Origin of the sequence: Stenotrophomonas sp. PI_27, assembly GCF_027854495.1 — a bacterium.
In the GTDB taxonomy this organism is placed as follows: domain Bacteria; phylum Pseudomonadota; class Gammaproteobacteria; order Xanthomonadales; family Xanthomonadaceae; genus Stenotrophomonas; species Stenotrophomonas pavanii.
In genome coordinates this window covers 374,698-393,515 of sequence record NZ_JAJNOF010000003.1, presented here as the reverse complement: position 1 = coordinate 393,515, position 18,818 = coordinate 374,698, and the positions used below count along the sequence as shown (strand labels likewise).

The 18,818-nt window shown below is 68.3% G+C and carries 22 protein-coding genes; 14 read left to right on the top strand and 8 right to left on the bottom strand.

What is annotated here, in order from left to right; genetic code table 11:
- Window positions 1-4 precede the first annotated feature (4 nt).
- Entirely contained in the window at window positions 5-1,198 is a 1,194-nt protein-coding gene (locus LRM18_RS05940) for an MFS transporter (protein WP_336297077.1), read from the top strand.
- Here the strand turns inward: LRM18_RS05940 and LRM18_RS05935 are convergent.
- A complete protein-coding gene (locus LRM18_RS05935) occupies window positions 1,195-1,893 on the bottom strand; it encodes a TorF family putative porin (protein WP_270952361.1) in 699 nt (232 codons plus the stop codon). The two genes, LRM18_RS05940 and LRM18_RS05935, sit on opposite strands and share 4 nt — an antisense overlap.
- A gap of 178 nt (window positions 1,894-2,071) precedes the next feature.
- On the opposite strand from LRM18_RS05935, the gene LRM18_RS05930 reads away from it, so the two are divergent.
- The gene (locus LRM18_RS05930) at window positions 2,072-2,461 is read left to right on the top strand and encodes a DUF6165 family protein (protein WP_270952359.1); all 390 of its coding nucleotides are present in this window, start codon (window positions 2,072-2,074) and stop codon (window positions 2,459-2,461) included.
- 6 nt (window positions 2,462-2,467) lie between these two features.
- Here the strand turns inward: LRM18_RS05930 and LRM18_RS05925 are convergent, their stop codons facing one another.
- Window positions 2,468-3,145 (bottom strand): response regulator transcription factor, encoded by a 678-nt coding sequence (locus LRM18_RS05925; protein WP_064237491.1) that lies wholly within the window; start codon window positions 3,143-3,145, stop codon window positions 2,468-2,470.
- Between the two features lie 198 nt (window positions 3,146-3,343).
- Entirely contained in the window at window positions 3,344-3,916 is a 573-nt protein-coding gene (locus LRM18_RS05920; RefSeq protein WP_049465959.1) for an Ax21 family protein, read from the bottom strand.
- A gap of 283 nt (window positions 3,917-4,199) precedes the next feature.
- Between LRM18_RS05920 and LRM18_RS05915 the strand changes: the two genes are divergently transcribed.
- Window positions 4,200-4,559: a DUF1428 domain-containing protein gene (locus LRM18_RS05915; protein ID WP_053461947.1), complete on the top strand. Its 360-nt coding sequence runs from the start codon at window positions 4,200-4,202 to the stop codon at window positions 4,557-4,559.
- A gap of 15 nt (window positions 4,560-4,574) precedes the next feature.
- On the opposite strand, the gene LRM18_RS05910 is transcribed toward LRM18_RS05915, so the two are convergent.
- Both LRM18_RS05910 and LRM18_RS05905 read right to left on the bottom strand, forming a co-directional pair.
- The gene (locus LRM18_RS05910; protein ID WP_053461946.1) at window positions 4,575-5,261 is read right to left on the bottom strand and encodes a hypothetical protein; all 687 of its coding nucleotides are present in this window, start codon (window positions 5,259-5,261) and stop codon (window positions 4,575-4,577) included.
- A 105-nt stretch (window positions 5,262-5,366) separates the two neighbouring features.
- Window positions 5,367-6,272 carry a histone gene (locus LRM18_RS05905; RefSeq protein ID WP_164688757.1) on the bottom strand — a complete coding sequence of 302 codons (906 nt, stop codon included), beginning with the start codon at window positions 6,270-6,272 and terminating at the stop codon, window positions 5,367-5,369.
- A gap of 490 nt (window positions 6,273-6,762) precedes the next feature.
- Here LRM18_RS05905 and LRM18_RS05900 point away from each other — a divergent pair, with 490 nt between their 5' ends.
- The 10 genes from LRM18_RS05900 (at window position 6,763) to LRM18_RS05855 (ending at window position 15,108) form a co-directional block, all read left to right on the top strand.
- Window positions 6,763-8,196, top strand: coding sequence for a Do family serine endopeptidase (locus tag LRM18_RS05900; protein ID WP_049465966.1), 1,434 nt, complete (start codon window positions 6,763-6,765; stop codon window positions 8,194-8,196).
- 101 nt (window positions 8,197-8,297) lie between these two features.
- The gene (locus LRM18_RS05895; protein ID WP_053461944.1) at window positions 8,298-8,663 is read left to right on the top strand and encodes a hypothetical protein; all 366 of its coding nucleotides are present in this window, start codon (window positions 8,298-8,300) and stop codon (window positions 8,661-8,663) included.
- A gap of 8 nt (window positions 8,664-8,671) precedes the next feature.
- Entirely contained in the window at window positions 8,672-9,142 is a 471-nt protein-coding gene (locus tag LRM18_RS05890; RefSeq protein ID WP_049465970.1) for a phage holin family protein, read from the top strand.
- Window positions 9,139-9,594, top strand: a complete 456-nt coding sequence (locus tag LRM18_RS05885; RefSeq protein ID WP_049470024.1) for a hypothetical protein — start codon at window positions 9,139-9,141, stop codon at window positions 9,592-9,594. Before LRM18_RS05890 ends, LRM18_RS05885 begins: the two co-directional genes overlap by 4 nt.
- 67 nt (window positions 9,595-9,661) lie before the next feature.
- Complete coding sequence (locus LRM18_RS05880; RefSeq protein WP_049470021.1) at window positions 9,662-10,771, top strand: AI-2E family transporter; 1,110 nt, start codon at window positions 9,662-9,664, stop codon at window positions 10,769-10,771.
- Between the two features lie 31 nt (window positions 10,772-10,802).
- Window positions 10,803-11,522 carry an HAD-IA family hydrolase gene (locus tag LRM18_RS05875; protein WP_049470017.1) on the top strand — a complete coding sequence of 240 codons (720 nt, stop codon included), beginning with the start codon at window positions 10,803-10,805 and terminating at the stop codon, window positions 11,520-11,522.
- A 3-nt stretch (window positions 11,523-11,525) separates the two neighbouring features.
- Window positions 11,526-12,893 (top strand): M17 family metallopeptidase, encoded by a 1,368-nt coding sequence (locus LRM18_RS05870; protein WP_206632868.1) that lies wholly within the window; start codon window positions 11,526-11,528, stop codon window positions 12,891-12,893.
- 140 nt (window positions 12,894-13,033) lie between these two features.
- Complete coding sequence (locus LRM18_RS05865) at window positions 13,034-14,137, top strand: catalase family peroxidase (protein ID WP_154329903.1); 1,104 nt, start codon at window positions 13,034-13,036, stop codon at window positions 14,135-14,137.
- The gene (locus tag LRM18_RS05860) at window positions 14,134-14,670 is read left to right on the top strand and encodes a cytochrome b (RefSeq protein WP_057494446.1); all 537 of its coding nucleotides are present in this window, start codon (window positions 14,134-14,136) and stop codon (window positions 14,668-14,670) included. The genes LRM18_RS05865 and LRM18_RS05860 overlap by 4 nt, the downstream gene beginning before the upstream one ends.
- Before the next feature lie 213 nt (window positions 14,671-14,883).
- A complete protein-coding gene (locus LRM18_RS05855; RefSeq protein ID WP_270952347.1) occupies window positions 14,884-15,108 on the top strand; it encodes a hypothetical protein in 225 nt (74 codons plus the stop codon).
- Window positions 15,109-15,371: 263 nt separating this feature from the next.
- Here LRM18_RS05855 and LRM18_RS05850 read toward each other — a convergent pair whose 3' ends face one another.
- The 3 genes from LRM18_RS05850 to LRM18_RS05840 are packed head-to-tail and all read right to left on the bottom strand — an operon-like array spanning window position 15,372 to window position 17,316.
- Complete coding sequence (locus LRM18_RS05850; protein ID WP_270952345.1) at window positions 15,372-15,974, bottom strand: response regulator transcription factor; 603 nt, start codon at window positions 15,972-15,974, stop codon at window positions 15,372-15,374.
- Window positions 15,971-17,194, bottom strand: a complete 1,224-nt coding sequence (locus tag LRM18_RS05845; RefSeq protein ID WP_154329902.1) for a sensor histidine kinase — start codon at window positions 17,192-17,194, stop codon at window positions 15,971-15,973. The genes LRM18_RS05850 and LRM18_RS05845 overlap by 4 nt, the downstream gene beginning before the upstream one ends.
- Window positions 17,191-17,316, bottom strand: a complete 126-nt coding sequence (locus LRM18_RS05840; protein WP_254918072.1) for a hypothetical protein — start codon at window positions 17,314-17,316, stop codon at window positions 17,191-17,193. Before LRM18_RS05840 ends, LRM18_RS05845 begins: the two co-directional genes overlap by 4 nt.
- A gap of 202 nt (window positions 17,317-17,518) precedes the next feature.
- On the opposite strand from LRM18_RS05840, the gene LRM18_RS05835 reads away from it, so the two are divergent.
- Window positions 17,519-18,766 carry an efflux RND transporter periplasmic adaptor subunit gene (locus LRM18_RS05835; protein WP_103283161.1) on the top strand — a complete coding sequence of 416 codons (1,248 nt, stop codon included), beginning with the start codon at window positions 17,519-17,521 and terminating at the stop codon, window positions 18,764-18,766.
- Window positions 18,767-18,818 lie beyond the last annotated feature (52 nt).

The window sequence follows — 18,818 nt, the reverse complement described above, 5'->3', positions numbered from 1 at the left end:
CCGCGTGAGTCCGTCGCTCCCCCCTCTGCACCGCTGGCAGGTGCTGCTGATGTCGGTCGCCACCGGCGTGGCCGTGGCCAGCAACTACTATGCGCAGCCACTGCTGCACACCATCGCCGACGCGTTCAGCGTGCCGTTCGGCCAGGCCGGCATGGTGGTCACCGCCGCGCAGCTGAGCTATGCCGCCGGCCTGATCCTGCTGGTGCCGCTGGGCGACCTGTTCGAACGCCGGCGCCTGATCGTGGTGATGAGCCTGCTGTCGGCCGGCGGGCTGGTGATCAGTGCCTGCGCACCGTCGCTGACCTGGTTGCTGGTGGGTACCGCGATCACCGGCCTGTTTTCGGTGGTGGCCCAGGTGCTGGTGCCGTTCGCGGCCACGCTGGCGGCACCGGAACACCGTGGCCGCGTGGTCGGCACGCTGATGAGTGGCCTGCTGCTGGGCATCCTGCTGGCGCGCACCGTGGCCGGCCTGCTGTCCAGCCTGGGTGACTGGCGGCTGGTGTATGCGATCGCCGCCGGCGCCCTGGTGCTGACTGCACTGGCACTGCAGCGCGGCCTGCCCCGCTTCCACCACAGTGCAGGGCTGGGTTATTTCGCGTTGCTGCGTTCGATCGGCGTGCTGTTCGTGCAGGAACCGGTGCTGCGCCAGCGCACGCTGCTGGGCGCCTGCAGCTTCGCCATGTTCGCGATCTTCTGGACACCGCTCGCGTTCCTGCTGGCACAGCCGCCCTACGGCTACAGCGACGCGACGATCGGCCTGTTCGGGCTGGTGGGTGCGGCCGGCACGCTGGCCGCCGGCCTGGCCGGCCGCATGTCCGACCGTGGCCAGAGCGGTCGCGCCACCGCCATCGCCCTGGTGCTGTTGCTGCTGTCGTGGCTGCCGCTGGGGCTGTCGTCGCACTCGTTGTTGGCACTGCTGATCGGCGTGGTGGTGCTGGACATGGCCGCGCAGCTGCTGCACGTCAGCAACCAGAACCTGATCTACGCACTGCAGCCTGCGGCGCGCAACCGGCTCAATGCCGGCTACATGACCGGCTACTTCATCGGCGGCTCGCTGGGTTCACTGCTGTCGGCACAGGTCTACCCGCGCTTCGGCTGGACCGGCGTGTGCGTGGCCGGTACCGCCGTGGCCGTGCTGGCGCTGCTGCTGTGGCTGCCCGGCGCGCTGCGTGCGCGCCAGGCGGCATCGTCGAACTAGAAGCTGCCCTGCAGCGCCAGCTCCCAGCGTCCACCGGCATTGCCCGGGAACAGGCGCTTGGCGGCGTTGTCGGTGTCATGCACGGTGGCGCGCAGCTCCCATGCCGGGGTCAGCGTGGCAATGGCACTGAGCTGGCCATGCAGGTAATCCGGGCCCTGTGCAGTGGCCAGCCAGTACTGGCCCACGGCCGCTTCCAGGCGGAAGCGTTCATGCAGCGGCACACGCACGCCCAGCTGGGCATAAGTGCCGCGATGGCCGCCGGCCAGTGCATCGTTGGAATGGGCGACCTGCAGCCAGGCACGCTGCTTCCAGGTCACGGTGGTGCTGAGCTCGGTCCAGTCCAGCGCGCGGCCGGTGCCCGGGTACACATAGCGGGTCAGGTTGGCATCCAGGGTCCAGTCCGGTGCCAGCGTGCCGGACCAGCCTGCCACCAGATCGAACTCGCTGCGCGCGCCATTGTCCGGTTTGAACGAGACGTTGGAACCCCAGACGCTGGCGTACCACCCCGATGCGATCGCGATCTTCGCGCCGGCCTGTACTGCCGGGTCGCCCTCGCTCTGCGAACTGCCGCGCCACACGTAGTCGCTGGTCAACGCGGCGCTGCCACTGGCCTGCACCTGTGCCTGCGCGCTGCCGATCCCGAGCAGCCCTGCCAGTGCGGCCACCACCGCCGCCATCATCCCCTTGCTGTTCACTGCACTGTGTTCCTCGTCGAAGGCGGTCGCGCCGCCGGGACGGCAGTGTCGGGCGCGTGCCCGTAACGGAGCGAGGGTGCTGCCCGGCCGGCGGCGCAAATTCGGCGTAAATCCCGTGGATCGGGGCCATGTGCCAGCGGCGCGGTATCATGGCGCCCTGTTTCCAGGAACCAACCGCGTGGACGCCATCCTGACCCCGGTATCGATCGGCGAGCTGATCGACAAGATCACCATTCTCCAGATCAAGGCCGAACGCATCGACGACGCCGCCAAGCTGGCCAACGTACGCACCGAGCTGGACGGCCTGCTGCCCCTGTTGCAGCAGCAGTTGCAGGCACAGCCGGCGCTGGCCGCGCTGCAGCAGCAGTTGAAGGCGATCAACGAGCGCATGTGGGACATCCAGGACCGGCTGCGCGACAAGGAAGCGGCGCAGGTGTTCGACGATGCGTTCATCCAGCTGGCACGCGGCGTCTATGGCACCAATGGCGAACGCGTGCAGGTGAAGAACGAGATCAACCGCGTGGCCGGTTCGGCGCTGGTGGAAGAGAAGCAGTACCAGGGCGAGTGAGCGCGCTCATCCGCAATCCAGCAGCTGCCGGAAGCGGAACAGGTCGCCATCGCCGCGGATGCCGAGCTTGCGGTAGGCCGAGGTTTTCTGCGAACTGATCGTGCTGGCCGAGCGCCCTGACCGCAGGGCCATTTCGCTGGTGCTGAACCCTTTCAGCACCAGCCCGAGCACTTCACGTTCGCGCCGGCTCAGTGGCGCCAGCGTGGGCGCCGGCATCCTGCGGGTGCGTGGCAGGTTGAGTGCCGCACGCAGCTCCGGAGGCACGAAGCGCCCTCCGCGGGCGACCACGTCGATCGCGCGCAGCAGCAGGTCCGGCGGCGTCGACTTGGACAGGAAGCCACGCGCGCCGGCACGCATGGCGGTCGTTACCGTACTGGCATTGCAGTGCGCCGAAAGCACCAGTACCGGCAGCGCCGGCCAGCGCTGCGACAGCACGTGCAACAACGCCATGCCATCGCCCAGGTTGCCCATCGGCAACGCATCGATCAGCAGCAGGTCGACACAGCGTGGACTGCGCTGCAGCAGCTGCAGCAGATGGGCCTCGCTGGACAGGCTCACCCGGACCTGCACGCCACTGTGCTGGCGCAGCAGCACTTCCACGCCCAACCGCAGCACAGGATGCGGGTCCAGCAGCGCCAGGCGGCATGGCCGATCAGGCAGCAGGGGCGGGAGAGTCGGCGGCATCGCGGCATGTCCAGGCAACATGGGGCATCCACCGTAGGCCGGTGCCCGCAGCGGCGGAATCCAATTCCTTGCAATGCCCGGCCCGCGCACGCCACCAGTCAGATGGCATTTCGTTTTGCATCCCCGCAAATGCAACAGGCCCGGCAAATGCCGGGCCTGTCGAAGCGTCTGCAGCGCGGAATCGCGCCGAGGGCGCAATTACCAGCTGAAGCGCGGGCCGACGGTGTATTCCTTGTCGCCGTGGCGGTTCATCTTCAGCTCGCCGTTCAGGCCCCAGTTCTGGTTCAGCTTGACCTGACCACCCAGGCGGCCGTACCACTGGCCATCCGGATTGACGCCGTGCTTCTTGGCGTAGTCTTCGTAGCCGACCATGCCGTAGACCTCGGCGTGGGCGCCGAAGGCGGTGCGGATACCGGCTTCAGCGCTGTAGCCGTTGAAGTCCAGGCCGTGCTTCGGGTCGAACTTCTGGTAGGCGACGCGGGCAACGAAGTCGGTGGTCGGCGCGATTTCGACGTTGTAGCCGGCACCGATCTTCCACTGGTCAACCTTCAGGTTGGTGTGGTCGATTTCCTGGCGGCTGTACTCGCCGAAGGCGTGGAAGTTCGGCAGGAAGCCGTACGAACCCTTCACGCCCCAGCCGTCGGCCTTGATGCCTTCGACGTCGGTCTTGGCGTAGTCGGCTTCGGCGTAGTTGTAGGACAGGTTCTCAGCAGCCGAGGCGGTGAACGGCAGGGCAGCGGCCAGGGCCAGAGCAATCAGCGAATTCTTCATGGGGGTACACCTTTACTTTCTTATGGTGTGCAGCAGCGCCAGGGCGCCATCGCATCGGGAATGTAAATTCTCCGTTATTCGCCACAACGCTCCCTGAAAACAGCAGTCTTCGCATTGCTGAATTTTCTGGCTTGATTCAGGCTCTATCTGGCATACGCGCGCGGCGCGCGTGCATTCTGCTTCCAGCTTTCACCCACCTTTCCCCCGATGTCGATCCGCGATGCCCGGGTTCGTCGGTTACTTGAAGACCGTGCATGCGGCACGGTCCATGCGGAGGTAGGCAATGAGCTACATCGATGGTTTCGTCCTGGCGGTACCCACCGCCAACAAGGAGAAGTTCCTCGCCCATGCGCGCGCCGGCGACGTGGTGTTCATCGAATACGGCGCGCTGCGCGTGGTTGAGTGCTGGGGTGACGACGTACCGCACGGCAAGACCACCGACTTCTTCGGCGCGGTGAAAGCCACGCCGGAGGAGACGGTGGTGTTTTCCTGGATCGAATGGCCGGACAAGCCGACCCGCGACGCCGGCATGAAGAAGATGATGGAGGACCCACGGCTGGATCCGGCGAAGAATCCGATGCCGTTCGACGGCGCGCGGATGATCTACGGCGGCTTCGTGCCAATCTACGAGCTGACGCGCTGAAGCCGGCGGACGTGCTCAGCGCGCGTCCGTTTCATCGCTGCCAGCGGCATGGCCGGCGCCCAGTGCGGCGCCGGCACCGAGGCCCATGCCGCCCATCCCGGCGCCCATGCCGCCCCCGCCGCCACCGCCCGCACGCCCACTCCTGGCATCGCCATCATTGCGGCCCTTGCCACCGCCACTGGCACCAGGCCGGGTCGGGCCCTGCGGTGGAATCTTCAGGTCGGCCGGAATCGGGGCGAGGTCCAGTGCTTCGCGCACGAAGTCACGCAGCGACACCACCAGTTCGTGGGTATGCACCGGGCGCCCCTGCGCCAGTTCATGGGCGGCACGCGCGGCCAGCCGCACCTGTTCGTCGGTGCCCAGCAACAGGATGTCCGACAATGCGGCTTCGACCGCGTCACGGATGCGCCGCGCGCGGTCCGAGCGCGGTTCGGCGATGGCTTCGGCACCTTCGCGCTGGCCCAGGTCGCGACGATGGCGCGGATCCACGCCCAGCTCGCCGGTGAACGAACCACCGAGGGTCTTGTAGGCCGCCATCAGCGTGCGCAGCCGCTCGTTGATCTGCCGGTTCTCGCGCTCGCGGCGCTGCTGCAGGGTCTGCATCACCAGCAGGCGGATGCCCACGCCCAGCAGGGTGATCAGGACCAGGCCGGCCAACGTGGACAGCACGCCCTGCCAGGAACTGAAGTCGATACCGCGCATGCGTGGGCTCCGGCGGGAAGAACCTGCATCTTGCCCCAGTCCCTGCCCCGGAAACGCGAAGGCCCCGCCACCCGGTGGGCGGCAGGGCCTTCGGTCACGGCGCGATTACTTGCGCTTGGCGACCTTGCGCACGGCCTTGGCCGGGGCCTTCTTGGCCGGCGCCTTCTTGGCGGCGACCTTCTTCAGCGGCGCTGCCTTCTTGGCGACCGTCTTGCGGGTGGCGGCAACCTTCTTGCCCACCGCCTTCTTGGCGACGGCGGTCTTCTTGCCGACAACCTTCTTGGCAGCGGCGGTCTTCTTGCCGACGGCCTTCTTGGCAACAGCAGCCTTCTTGCCGACCACCTTCTTGGCGGCTGCGGTCTTCTTGGTAGCGACCTTCTTGGTGGCGGCAACCTTCTTGCCGACAACCTTCTTCGCAGCCACGGCCTTCTTGCCGGCGACCTTCTTGGCGGCAACGGTCTTCTTGGCCACAGCCTTCTTGGCAGTGGCGACCTTCTTGCCGACCACCTTCTTGGCGGCCGCGGTCTTCTTGGCAACGGTCTTCTTCGCGACGGCGGCCTTCTTGGTGGCGGCCTTCTTCACGGTGGCGACCTTCTTGCCGGCAGCCTGGGTGGCGGCCTTGGTGGTCTTCTTGGCGGCGGCGGCCTTCTTGGTCACGGCCTTGCCCGCGGCGGCCTTCTTCTTGGCCACTTCCTTCTTCAGGGCAGCGGCTTCGGCCTTGGCGTTCTGCTTGGCCGCTTCCAGCTTCTTCCTGGCGTTGGCAACGGTCTTGCCGACCGACTTGGCGGCCTTCTCGGCCTTCTTGGCCACGGTCTTCTCGACCTTGGCGACAGCCTTCCTGGCCTTGGCAACGCGGGTGCCGGCCGCCTTGGTGGCGCGCTTGACGGTCTTCTTGACCGACTTCACTGCGTCTTCGGCAGCGTGGGCGATGGTCTCGCCAACGTTGGTGGCGGTTTCTTTGACGTTCTCGACGGCGTCGGTCACGACCGACACACCATTACCGTTGCTCATGTTGCCCTCCTGCGGGCCTTAAGTATCAAAACGGGGCGATGCTATACCGACATTGACGATCGTGGAACGGGGCATGTGCCAGCAATCGCATCTGCTGCGACACCGATGGTGTACGCAGCCGTCCCCACCATCGCCTGCGCTTTGCAGCAAACCCCTTTTTTTCAGCGATGTGCCGCGCCCATCGCGTGGTGTCCGGCAGGCCCCGCGCGTGCCCGCGCGAAGGCGGCAGCCTGCACGCATCGTGGCGCATTGCGGTGCCGGCTTGCGCGGAACTGCGCAAGGTTCGGCTGCGGCCGGCGCGCTCGGCGATCGCCTTCGGTGGCGCGCGAATCCGCTGCCCGGTGTGTCGCTACGGCCCTGTTTCCGCCCCTGCCGCCGACGTCCAGGCACGCCGTTTTCATGGCGCATTTATCCAGATCGCGACACACTCATTCAGCTTGTTTTACCGTAGGGCCGAACCGCCCCCACCCACGCCAGCGAACCGACTCCCATGCGACCGCTACCTACCCTGCTCACGCTCGCAATCGCCGCCGCCTTCGGTGGCTTCGTTGCCACCGGCCTCAATGCGCACCTGGACAACCGTGCCGACGCAGCGCCACTGCCTGCGGTGCTGCCAACCACCGCGGCGTTGCCGGCCTCGGTGGCCGGGCAGGCGGTGCCGTCGCTGGCGCCGATGCTGGAAAAGGCGATGCCGGCGGTGGTCAGCGTCAATACCAAGCAGGTGGTGCGCGTGCGCAACCCCTTCTTCAACGACCCGTTCTTCCGCCGCCTGTTCCCGGACATCCCGCAGGAACGCATCAATGAATCACTGGGCTCGGGCGTGATCATCGATGCCCGGGAGGGCCTGGTGCTGACCAACCACCACGTCATCGACAACGCCGATGACGTGCAGGTGACCCTGGCCGACGGGCGCACGGTGAAAGCGGAGTTCCTCGGTTCGGACCGCGATACCGACATCGCGCTGATCCGCATCCCGGCGCAGAACCTGACCGACATCAAGCTCGGCAACAGCGACCAGCTGCGCGTGGGCGACTTCGTGGTGGCGATCGGCAATCCGTTCGGCTTCAGCCAGACGGTCACCTCGGGCATCGTTTCGGCGGTGGGCCGCAGCGGCATCCGTGGGCTGGGCTACCAGAACTTCATCCAGACCGACGCGTCGATCAACCCGGGCAACTCCGGTGGCGCGCTGGTCGACCTGCAGGGCCAGCTGGTCGGCATCAACACCGCCAGCTTCAACCCGCAGGGCAGCATGGCCGGCAACATCGGCCTGGGCCTGGCCATTCCATCCAACCTGGCGCGCAGCGTGGTGGACCAGCTGGTCAAGCACGGCGTGGTGGTGCGTGGCACGCTGGGCGTGGAGAGCCAGAACCTGACCGCGCAGATCGCGCAGGGCCTGGGCCTGGGCGAAACCCGTGGCGCGCTGATCACGCGGGTACTGGCCGGCTCGGCCGCGGCCGCGGCCGGACTGAAGCCGGGCGACGTGGTGGTTTCGGCCAACGGCCAGCGCGTGGACAGCGCCGAAGCGCTGCACAACGTAGAAGGCCTGGCGGCGGTCGGCAGCCCGATGACGCTGGACGTGCGCCGCGAAGGCAAGCCCCTGCAGATCAAGGCAACGCTGAAGGAACAGGCGCGTGCGGTCAGCGGTGAGAGCCTGGACCCGCGCCTGACCGGCGCGACCTTCGTCGACCTGCCCGAGTCGCTGCGGCAATCGGGTGTCGGCGGCGTACTGGTCAGCGAGGTCAAGCGCGGCAGCCGCGCGGCCAGCAATGGCCTGCAGCAGGGCGACATCATCACCGACGCCACCGTCGGTGAGTTCGCCGATCTGGCCAGCTGGCGTGCCAACTTCCAGCAACGCCCGCCGACCCTGGTGGTGCGCGTGCTGCGCAACAACGGCCAGCAGCAGGGCCAGCTCGTGATGCGCTGATCGCCCTGCCGTAACACCCCCTATACCCTGGCAATGGTATTGCTGTCAGTCCAGGTCGGCACCGCCGACGCCCGTTCCCCCATCGCAACAGGAGTGATTCGATGAGCCCCACCAATACCGAGAACCTGAAGGAACACCTGGGTGAAGCCGGTTCCCACCTGAAGCAGGCCGCCAGCGCCGCCGGCGGTGCGATCAAGGGCGCCACCGGTGCAGCAACCGACGAGCTGCGCATCGGCAAGGCCAACGTGAAGGCCGAACTGTCCGACAGCGCGCTGTCCGGCCTGGCCGCCGCCGAGTTCGGCGGTGCCGCCGCCAAGGAACAGGTCGACGCACTGATGGACAAGGGCAAGGACCTGATCGACAGCGCCGCCGAGCTGATCCGCGAGCGTCCGCTGGCCTCGTTCGGCGTCGCCTTCGCTACCGGCTGGATCATTGCCAAGCTGGCCCGCGGCAGCAGCGACAAGTAAGCCGCGGCGTGAGCGAAGACAACGCGCAAGCCCCTGATCCGGCGGCCACCCCGCCGCTGGATGAGAGCATCCGCCAGGTCGGCGCGGCCGGTCGTGCCGCCGCCGATTCGGCCAAGCACACCGTGCGCTCGCTGCGCCGGCTGGCCTCGGCCGACTTCGCCCTGGCCCGCAGTGCCTTCGGCCGTGCACTGGCCTGGGCCGGCGTGGCGATCGTATTTGGTGCCTCGGCCTGGCTGCTGATGGCGGCCACTCTCATCGCGCTGCTGCAGAGCTGGGGGCTGAGCTGGCTGCAGGCGCTGCTGATCACCTCGCTGCTGAGCCTGGCCGTCACCGGCTATGCCATCTGGCGGGTGTCCTACTTCTTCCACCACACCGGCATGCACGCCACCCGGCGCCAACTGTCACGCCTGGGGCTGTTCGACGAGCCCAGCGAGGACGATCCGGATGCCGAGGTGCAGCTGCCCGAGGGCAAGCCATGAAGTTCGGTGCGCTGCAGCGGCGGGTAAAACGCTGCGAACAGGTGGTGACCGTGCGCCTGGTCGAAACCCAGGACCACTGGTCCACGCTCAGCCAGGTCTGGCGCCGGGGCTGGTCGCCGCTGCGCATCGTCGTGGTCGGACTGGCCGGCGGTTTCATCGCCGGCAAGCTGGAAGTGCCAGGCAAGGTGAACGGTGCGCGCTGGCTGCAGATGGCCGGTTCGGTCTCGAACCTGTTCGCCAGCGCACAGGCGGCGTTCGCCACCGCGATGGCGGCACAGGCGGCAGCCACAGCCGACGACGCGGCCGAAGAAGCCGGCGATGCCAGCGAACAGGCGCAGGCAGCCGTCTCCGCCGCCGACGCACGGCCCGCACCGGCGCCGCGACCGGTGCCGGAAGCGGAGCTGCGCGAACCGCGTCCGGCCGAAGCGGCCACCGAGCTGTCCGAACGTTGATCCATGGAAACCGCCGTGCCGCGGACGGCCGGCGGATAATGCGTTTCCCTTTCCGGCTGGTGCGTCGATGAGCGAGTCCCTCCTGTCCCCGTCACCGGCCGATCCACAGGAACCGGACGCGCCGCTGCCGCCTCCCTCGCGCCCGCGCGGGCCGATGTCACTGGTGGTGCTGGCAACCCTGGCCGTGGGGTACACGCTATGGGCCGCGCAGGACATCATCCTGCCGGTGCTGCTGGCGATGTTCTTCGCGCTGGTCGGCAATCCGATCCTGCGCCTGCTGCAGAAGCTGTGGATTCCGCGCGCCCTGGGCGCACTGCTGATCCTCGGCGCCGGCCTGGGCGTGACCGGTTCGCTGGCGGTGCAGTTGATCGGCCCGGCGATGGAATGGGCGCAGGAAGCGCCGCAGCAGCTGCGCAAGGTCGCCCGCCAGGTACAGAACCTGACCAAGCCGGTGCAGCAGGCCAACCAGGCCGCGGAGAACTTCGCGCGCGTGGCCGGCGGTGACAGCAACCACAAGGTGCAGGTGATCCGCACCCAGCTGGACGACCCGTACCGCATGCTGACCCGTGCCCCCCGACTGGCGGCATCGGTACTGGCGGTGGTGTTGCTGACGCTGTTCTTCATGATCTACGGGCAGAGCCTGCAGCGCGCGGCGATCGCCCTGTTGCCCAACCGCCAGCAGCAGCGCTTCACCACCGACATCCTGCGTTCGATCGAGCGCGAGGTCTCGCGCTATGTGCTGACCATCAGCGTGATCAATACGCTGGTCGGGCTGGTGTTCGCCGGCGTGCTGATGCTGCTCGGCATCGGCCTGCAGGAAGCGCTGTTGTGGGGCACGGTCGCCGCGCTGCTGAATTTTGCGCCCTACGTGGGCCCGCTGATCGGCGTGGCGCTGATGCTGCTGATGGGCTTCGTGGAATTCCCCGACCCGCTGCAGGCGCTGCTGCCGGCCGCCGCCTACCTGGCCCTGCACACGCTGGAAGGGCAGATGGTGACCCCGATCGTGCTGGGCCGGCGCATGAAGCTGTCACCGCTGGTGCTGATCCTGGCGCTGATGGTGTTCGGCTGGGCCTGGGGCATGATCGGCCTGCTGCTGGCGGTGCCCCTGCTGGTATGCATCAAACTGGTGCTGGCACGGCTGGATGGCACCCAGGGCTGGGCGCGGCTGCTGGAATGAAAGCCCGCGCGGGCAGGCGTAGAATGGCGGGGTGAATTTCCCCGTCCAAGCCATCACCCTCGACCTCGACGACACGCTGTGGCCGTTCGCTCCGATCGGCGCCCGCATCGAGCAGGTCCTGCACGCGTGGATGCGTGAACACAGCCCCGCCACCGCCGCGATGTATCCGGTGGCCGCGATGCGCGAACTGCGCGAGCGCCTGTACCACGCCCACCCGCATCTGCACCACGACCTCAGCGAACTGCGCCGGCTGACCCTGCACGAAGCGCTGCACAGCAGTGGCGCCAGCCTGGACCTGCTGGAGCCGGCGTATGAGGTGTTCTACGCCGCGCGCAACCAGGTCGAGTGCTACCCCGATGCGATCGATGCGCTGGCGCGGATTGCCGCGCGGGTGCCGGTGGCTGCGTTGAGCAACGGCAATGCCGACCTGGAACGGATCGGCCTGGCCCATCACTTCGCCTTCCAGCTGGGCGCGCGCGAACACGGCGCGGCCAAGCCCGAAGCAAGCATCTTCCACGCTGCCTGCACCCGCCTCGGCGTGGTGCCGGCACAGGTACTGCATGTCGGCGACCACGCCGAGATGGACGTGGCCGGGGCGATCGCCGCCGGTCTGCGCGGCTGCTGGATCAACCGCGACGCAGCCACCTGGACCCATCCGCAGCTGCAGCCGGACCTGCAGTTCGACACCCTCACCGGCCTGGCCGACTGGTTGGACGCCAACCTCGACGCCGCCGCATCCCGGAGTACCTGACGCATGAGCGAGATCACTGGTTTCACCGCCGACAGCGGCGCAGCACTGCCGCTGTACGTGCTGGACCGCGAACAGTTCGCGGCCTGGAAGGACGGCCAGCCGGCCGCCACCCAGGCGTGGCTGGCGTCGCAGGGCTTCAGCGCCGGCGCGCACAGCGTGGCGTTGCTGCCGGGCGCCGATGGCCTGGCCGGCGCCGTGATCGGCGTCGGCGACCGCGCCGATGCCTACAGCTATGCGCACGCCCCGCACGCACTGCCCGAAGGCAGCGTGTGGCAGCTGGCCAACGAACTGCCGGCCGCCGAACGGGCGCTGCTGCAGCTGGGCTGGGGCCTGGGCAGCTACCGCTTCGACCGCTACCGCAAGCGCAACCGTGCGCCGGCACAGCTGGTGGCGGCACCGTCCGGGGAAGTGGCCGACCTGATCGCTGCCAGCCTGCGCGTGCGCGACTGGGTCAATACCCCGACCGAAGACATGGGCCCGCAGCAGCTGGAAGACGCCGCGCGTGCCCTGGCCGCTGCCCATGGCGCGCAGGTCGAGGCGATCACCGGCGATGAACTGCTGAAGCAGAACTTCCCGGCCATCCACGCCGTCGGCCGTGCGTCGCACCGCGCGCCGCGCCTGGTCGTGCTGCGCTGGGGCAAGGACACCGATCCGGCGCTGGTGCTGGTCGGCAAGGGCGTCTGCTTCGATACCGGCGGGCTGGACATCAAGCCGGCCGACGGCATGCGCAACATGAAGAAGGACATGGGCGGCGCCGCGCATGCACTGGCGCTGGCCGGCCTGGTGATGGCGCGCGGGCTGCCGGTGCGCCTGACCCTGCTGGTGCCGGCGGTGGAAAACGCGATCGGTCCGGATGCATTCCGCCCGGGCGAAGTGATCGCCACCCGCAAGGGCCTGAGCGTGGAGATCGACAACACCGACGCCGAAGGCCGGGTGATCCTGTGCGATGCGCTGACCTTCGCCAGCGAGCAGAAGCCTGACCTGGTGCTGGACTTCGCCACCCTTACCGGCGCTGCACGCATTGCGCTGGGTCCGGACCTGCCGGCGCTCTTCAGCAATGACGACAGCGTGGCCCAGCAGTGGCTGCAGGCCGGCGACGCCACCCGTGACCCGGTCTGGCGCATGCCGCTGTGGCGCCCCTACCTGCGTTACCTGAGCAGCGGCATCGCCGACCTGGCCAACGCTGGTTCGCGCATGGCCGGCTCGGTGACCGCCGCGCTGTACCTGGAACGCTTCCTCGAAGACGGCCAGCGCTGGGCGCATCTGGACGTGTACGCCTGGAACGACGGCGAGCGCCCGGGACGCCCAGCCGGTGGCGAGGCGCTGGCCCTGCGTTCGGCGTGGGCGATGCTCAAGGCGCGTTACGCATGATGGCGGCGCCGGGCACGGCCCGGCGCGTCCCCAGGCGGGGCTGGCAATTCTGACGAAAAATTGAATTCCGGCCCCGGCCGGGTTCTGCGAGGATGTGAGGGTCGACCACCCACACGCTCCGTGAAGGCAGGACTCCGACCATGTCGCTCTTCCGCTACACCCGCGCCGGCCAGACGGCAGGCGCACCGCGCAGGCATTCGCCGCTGCTCTGGATCGCATTGATCGCACTCATCCTGGGTGGCGTCGCGCTGGCCTTTGCCTGGCTGGCCGGCTGGATGGGCGACCGCCTCACCGCGCAGCGCTTCACCGACACCATCGAGGCCACCGGCCCAGCCCATCCGGGCTTCCGTCGTGCGCACAGCAAGGGCATCTGCGTAAGCGGCTGGTTCGAACCCAGCGCACAGGCCCCCACCCTGTCCAGCGCGCGGGTGTTCTCGCAGGCCCGCGTACCGGTGATGGGCCGCCTGTCGATCGGTGGCGGTGATCCCTACGGCGCCGACAACACCGCACGCGTGCGCAGCCTGGCGGTGCAGTTGGTCAGCGACGATGGCCAGGAATGGCGGATGGCGATGAACAGCTTCCCGTTCTTCGCTGTGCCCAGCGCCGAGGCGTTCTACGAGCAGACCCGTGCCTCCATTCCCGACCCGGCCACCGGCAAGCCCGACCCGCAGAAGATGGCGGCGGTGCTGGCTAAGTACCCGAGCGCACAGGCGTTCCAGCAGTGGGCGAAGACGGCACCCTGGACCAGCAGCTGGGCCGACACCACCTTCAACAGTGTCAACAGCTTCTGGTTCACCAACGCGCAGGGCCAGAAGCGTGCGGTGCGCTGGCGCTGGCAGCCGCAGGCACCGGTAGTGGAGATGGACGCGGAAACGCGCAAGCAGGCCAGCGTCGATTTCCTCAGCGAGGAACTGCAGCAGCGCCTGGCCAAGGGCCCGGTGCGCTGGAACCTGGTCGTGACCACTGCCGAGCCCGGCGATGCCATCGACGATCCATCGGTACCCTGGCCGGAATCGCGTGACCAGGTGGTGGCCGGCGTGCTCAGCCTGGACCACATGCAATCGCAGGAACAGGGTGCGTGTGGCCAGATCAACTTCGATCCGTTGATCCTGCCCAGCGGCGTGCGCGGCAGTGACGACCCCATCCTGGCGGCACGCTCGGCGGTCTATTCGCAGTCCTTCAACCGCCGCGAACGCGAGCGCGCCAGCGGTAATGTCGAGCCACCGAAGGAGGCCGCACGATGAGCACCGGTAACGGCCACTTCAACCTGCTGGCGCGGGTGCTGCACTGGTCCATGGCGCTGATGATCATTGCCATGCTGTTCATCGGTGTGACCATGGTCGCCTCGCTGCACCTGCGGCCGATGCTGATCGACCTGCACCGCCCATTGGGCATCGCCCTCGGCGTACTGGTGCTGCTGCGCCTCTACAACCGGCTGCGGCATCGCCCGCCGCCGCTGCCGGCGGATCTTCCGGTGTGGCAGGTGATGGCGGCCAAGGCTTCGCACTGGATGCTGTATGCACTGATGCTGGCGATGCCGCTGATCGGCTGGGCGATGCTGTCGGCCGGCGGCTACCCGATCGTGCTGTGGGGTGGCCTGCACCTGCCGCCGATCGTGCCGCACACTCCGGCGCTGTATGCCGCGTTGCGCAATGCGCACAGCCTGCTGGCCTATGTGTTGTTTGCCACGGTGCTGATGCATGTGGGTGCGGCGCTGTTCCACCTGTGGGTGCGGCGTGACGGGGTGTTCCAGGCGATGGCGCGCGGCAAGGAGTGATGGTCGGGTTCACCGGGAGTTCCCGGCGGGTTGTTTGCGCGACCGCGGGGGTGTCACTTTCTTTGCGCGCAAAGAAAGTAACCAAAGAAACGCTCCGCCGGCCGCGAGCCGCCGCTACGCGACGGTTCCCTGCGCTCCTCGGTCCGTCGAGGTACGGCGCGGGAACTCGCTGCGCTCAAACACCCGCGCCTCTTCGCCCTCGCCGGACCTGCGGTGCTCGGCTCGCTCAAGGCGGACTGGAAGGTCAAGATCAACAGCAAGAGCATCCACGCATGGCGTGGATATACTGGGTGTGGCTTCTGCCTCAGAAACCCGCGCCTCTTCGCCCTCGCCGAACCTGCGGTGCTCGGCTCGCTCAAGGCGGACTGGAAGGTCAAGATCAACAGCAAGAGCATCCACGCATGGCGTGGATCTACTGGGTGCTGCTTCTGCCTTTGACGTTGGGTCCGCCTTTTAGCGAGCCGAGCATCGCAGGGGAATCAGGGGCGTAGAGGCGCCGGTGTCTGAGCGCAGCGAGTTCGGCGCCGTCCCCTGATTCGCCGAGAAGCGCAGGGAACCGTCGCGTAGCGACGGCTCGCGCTCTGGCGGCGTGTTTCTTTGGTTACTTTCTTTGCACGAGCAAAGAAAGTGACACCCCTCCACAGGCGCGGAAATGATCCGCCGGGCAGCGCCCGGCGCTACCAGTGCGTCGGCGCACGCCGCTACAGCCACCCCTTCTGCCGCGCCAGCCGGTACGCCTCGATCCGGTTGGCCACGCCCAGCTTGCCGATGCACTCGGACAGGTAATTGCGCACCGTGCCGTGCGACAAGCCCAGCTGCTCGGCGATCTCGCTGGCGGTACGGCCCTCGCCCGCCAGCCGCAGCACGCGGCGCTCGCGGTCGGTCAGCGGATCGGCCTGTGACCATGCATCCAGCGCCAGCTGCGGGTCGATCGAACGGATGCCCTGCTTCACCTTGCGCAGTGCATCGGCCAGGTTCTCGGCCGGTGCATCCTTCAGCAGGTAGCCCAGCACGCCGGCTTCCAGCGCGCGGCGCAGGAAGCCGGCGCGGGCGAAGGTGGTCACGATCACCACCTTGATCGGCAGCTCGTGGCGCGCGATGCGCTGGGCAAGCTCGAGCCCGGACAGGCCCGGCATCTCGATGTCGGTCACCAGGATGTCCGGCTGCAACTGCTGCAGCATGCGCCACGCGGTTTCGCCGTCGGCGGCGCTGCCCAGCACCTCGATATCCGGCTCCAGGCCCAGCAGCGCCGACAGTGCGCCGCGTACCATCGCCTGGTCCTCGGCCAGCAGGATGCGGATCATGCGGCACCGTCCTGCGCCAGCGACGGCGGCGTTCCCGGCGGCAACGGTGTGGTCGCGGCAGCCAGTGGCACGCGCACGGTCAGTCGCGTGCCCTCGCCCCTTGCGGACTGTACCTGCAGGCTGCCCCCCAGGGCGGCCACGCGTTCGCGCATGCCGCTCAGCCCGTTGCCCTCGGCCTGCACGCCGCCACGGCCATCGTCGCGGATCTGCATCGCCAGCATGCGTCCCTCCAGCATGAACTCCACCCGCGCCTGTGTCGCCTGTGCATGGCGCACGATATTGGTTGCGGCCTCGCGCAGCACCAGCGCCAGCCCGCGTTCGACATCCACCGGCATCGCCGGTGGTGGTGCGTATTGAAGGTGGACCTGCTGGCACTCCAGCAGCAGCCGCGCCGACGCCAGCTCACCGGCCAGGTCGCTGGCGCGGATGCCGGTGACCGCGCTGCGGACCTGTGCCAGCGCTTCGCGGGCGATGGCCTCGGCCTCGCCGATCTCCAGCCGCGCGCGCGCGTCGCCGCGGTCGTGCAGCTTGCGCGCCAGCTCCAGCTTCAACGTGATCAGCGACAGGGTGTGGCCGAGCAGGTCATGCAGGTCGCGGCCGATGCGTTCGCGCTCGGCCGTGGCCGCCAGCCGCCGCACCTCGTCCTGCGACAGCTGCAGTGCCGCATCCTTCTGCTGGTTGAGCGCTTCCACGTTCACGACCAGCCCCACGATATAGGACACGGCCGGGATCCAGACCAGGCTCTGCCATGGGTACTGGAACAGCAGCGCGAGGCTGCAGAACAGCAGATTCAGGCCAGTGAGCTGCAGCAGATACTGCCACCAGCCACCGCGTCCGCTCACCCGCAGCAGCACGCAGCCGAACACGAAGTAGGTCAGCCCGGACGGGTACCAGGGCAGCAGCACCAGCGACATCGCGATCAGGCCCAGTGCATAGCGCGGAGCGTGATGGCGCGGCGCCACCATCACCTTGGCGTACAGCAGCAGGAACACCGGATAGCTGGCCAGCGTCAGCAGCAGCCAGCGCAGGGTGAAGCCGTGGCCAAGCAAGGGCGTCAGGAAGATCCACACCGACCACAGCAGGTGGATTGCCTCGCTCCAGGGCGATTTTCCACGGCGCAGCGTATCGGCCACCGCCGAGTCCGGCGCGGGGCGCAGCAGCGAGGCAAGCCATGTCGAGGGCACGGGCGGTTCCAGGCGGGGACGATCGCCGCCGATCATGCCAGTTCAGCCGCCTGCGCGCAGGCGCCGCCGACCGGGCGGCACCGGCGCAACCGGGCGCAGATCACGGTACGCTTGGCGGCGCCGCTGCGGCGGGCCGGCAATGGGGCGATCGGATCCATGGGCAGTACCGGTAGCGGGAACGTTGCCATCCTGTGCCGCCGTGGTCACATTTCGCAGTTGCCGCCGTCAGTGTCATCGGGTGACAGCTGTCACTGCCGTCATCGCTGTGCCTGCCTTCATGCTGTGCCGCACGCTCCACCGCCGGAACCGCCGCCGTCCGCCCTTCCGGCCACACCCGCCCGAACGCCTGTGATGGAACGAATGAACGCTTCTGCCGAGCTGTTGAAGGAACTCCGTATCGACCGCAAGTCGCCACCGCCGGCCTCCGGAGGCAATGGCGGTGGCCGCCGCTGGCTGTGGATCGCGATCATCGTGGTCGTGCTGCTGCTTGCTGCTGCCGTGGCCTTCGTGTTCGGCCGCGCGCCGGCCGTGGAGGTGGAAACCGCGCCGGCGGTGGCCATCCAGCAGGGCAGCGCCAGCAGCTCGGTGCTCGACGCCAGCGGCTACGTGGTCGCCCGGCGCATGGCCACGGTATCGGCCAAGATCACCGGCAAGGTGCGCGAGGTGATGATCGAAGAAGGCATGCGGGTCGAGGCTGGCCAGGTGATGGCGACGCTGGACCCGATCGACGCCGACGCGCAGCGCAGCCTGTACGCCTCGCAGCTGCAGGCCGCACGCAGCCAGGTCGCCGGGCTGCAGGCGCAGCAGAGGCAGGCCGCCGCCGAAGCCAGCCGCCTGCAGGCGCTGGTCGGCCAGCAGCTGGTGTCACGCTCGCAGTACGACCAGGCCGTGGCCCAGCGCGACAGCCTGCGCGCGCAGCTGGATACCGCGCAGCGCAACGTCAAGGTCGCCCAGGACCAGCTGGCCATCGCCGACCTTGGCGTGGACAACAACGTGGTACGCGCGCCGTTCTCCGGCGTGGTCACCGCCAAGGCGGCGCAGCCGGGTGAAATCGTCTCGCCGCTGTCGGCGGGCGGTGGTTTCACCCGCACCGGCATCGGCACCATCGTCGACATGGACTCGCTGGAGATCGAAGTCGAGGTCGGCGAGGCCTTCATCGGCCGCGTGCAGCCGAAGATGCCGGTGGAAGCCATCCTCAACGCCTACCCGGAATGGAAGATTCCCGGCGAGGTGATCGCCATCATCCCCACCGCCGACCGCGGCAAGGCCACGGTGAAGGTCCGCGTGGCGCTGAAGGTGAAGGACCCGCGCATCGTGCCGGAAATGGGCGTGCGCGTCAGCTTCCTGGAACAGGCGCAGCCGCAGGCCGCGGCCAAGCCGCAGGGCGTGCGCGTGCCGGGCGGCGCCGTGGTGCAGCGCGACGGCGCCTCGGTGGCCTTCGTGCTGGGTGACGAGAACCGCGTGCAGCAGCGCACGGTCGAGGCTGGCCAGGCGATGGGCAAGGACCGCCAGATCCTCAAGGGCGTAAGCGCCGGTGAATCGGTGGTGGTGAACCCGCCGGACACCCTGCGCGATGGCGCCAAGGTGCAACAGAAACAAGCGCAGTAACGGCCTGGCGCCCGTGGGCGCCGCCGGCAGCACCGCTCGACGCTCGCCCGCG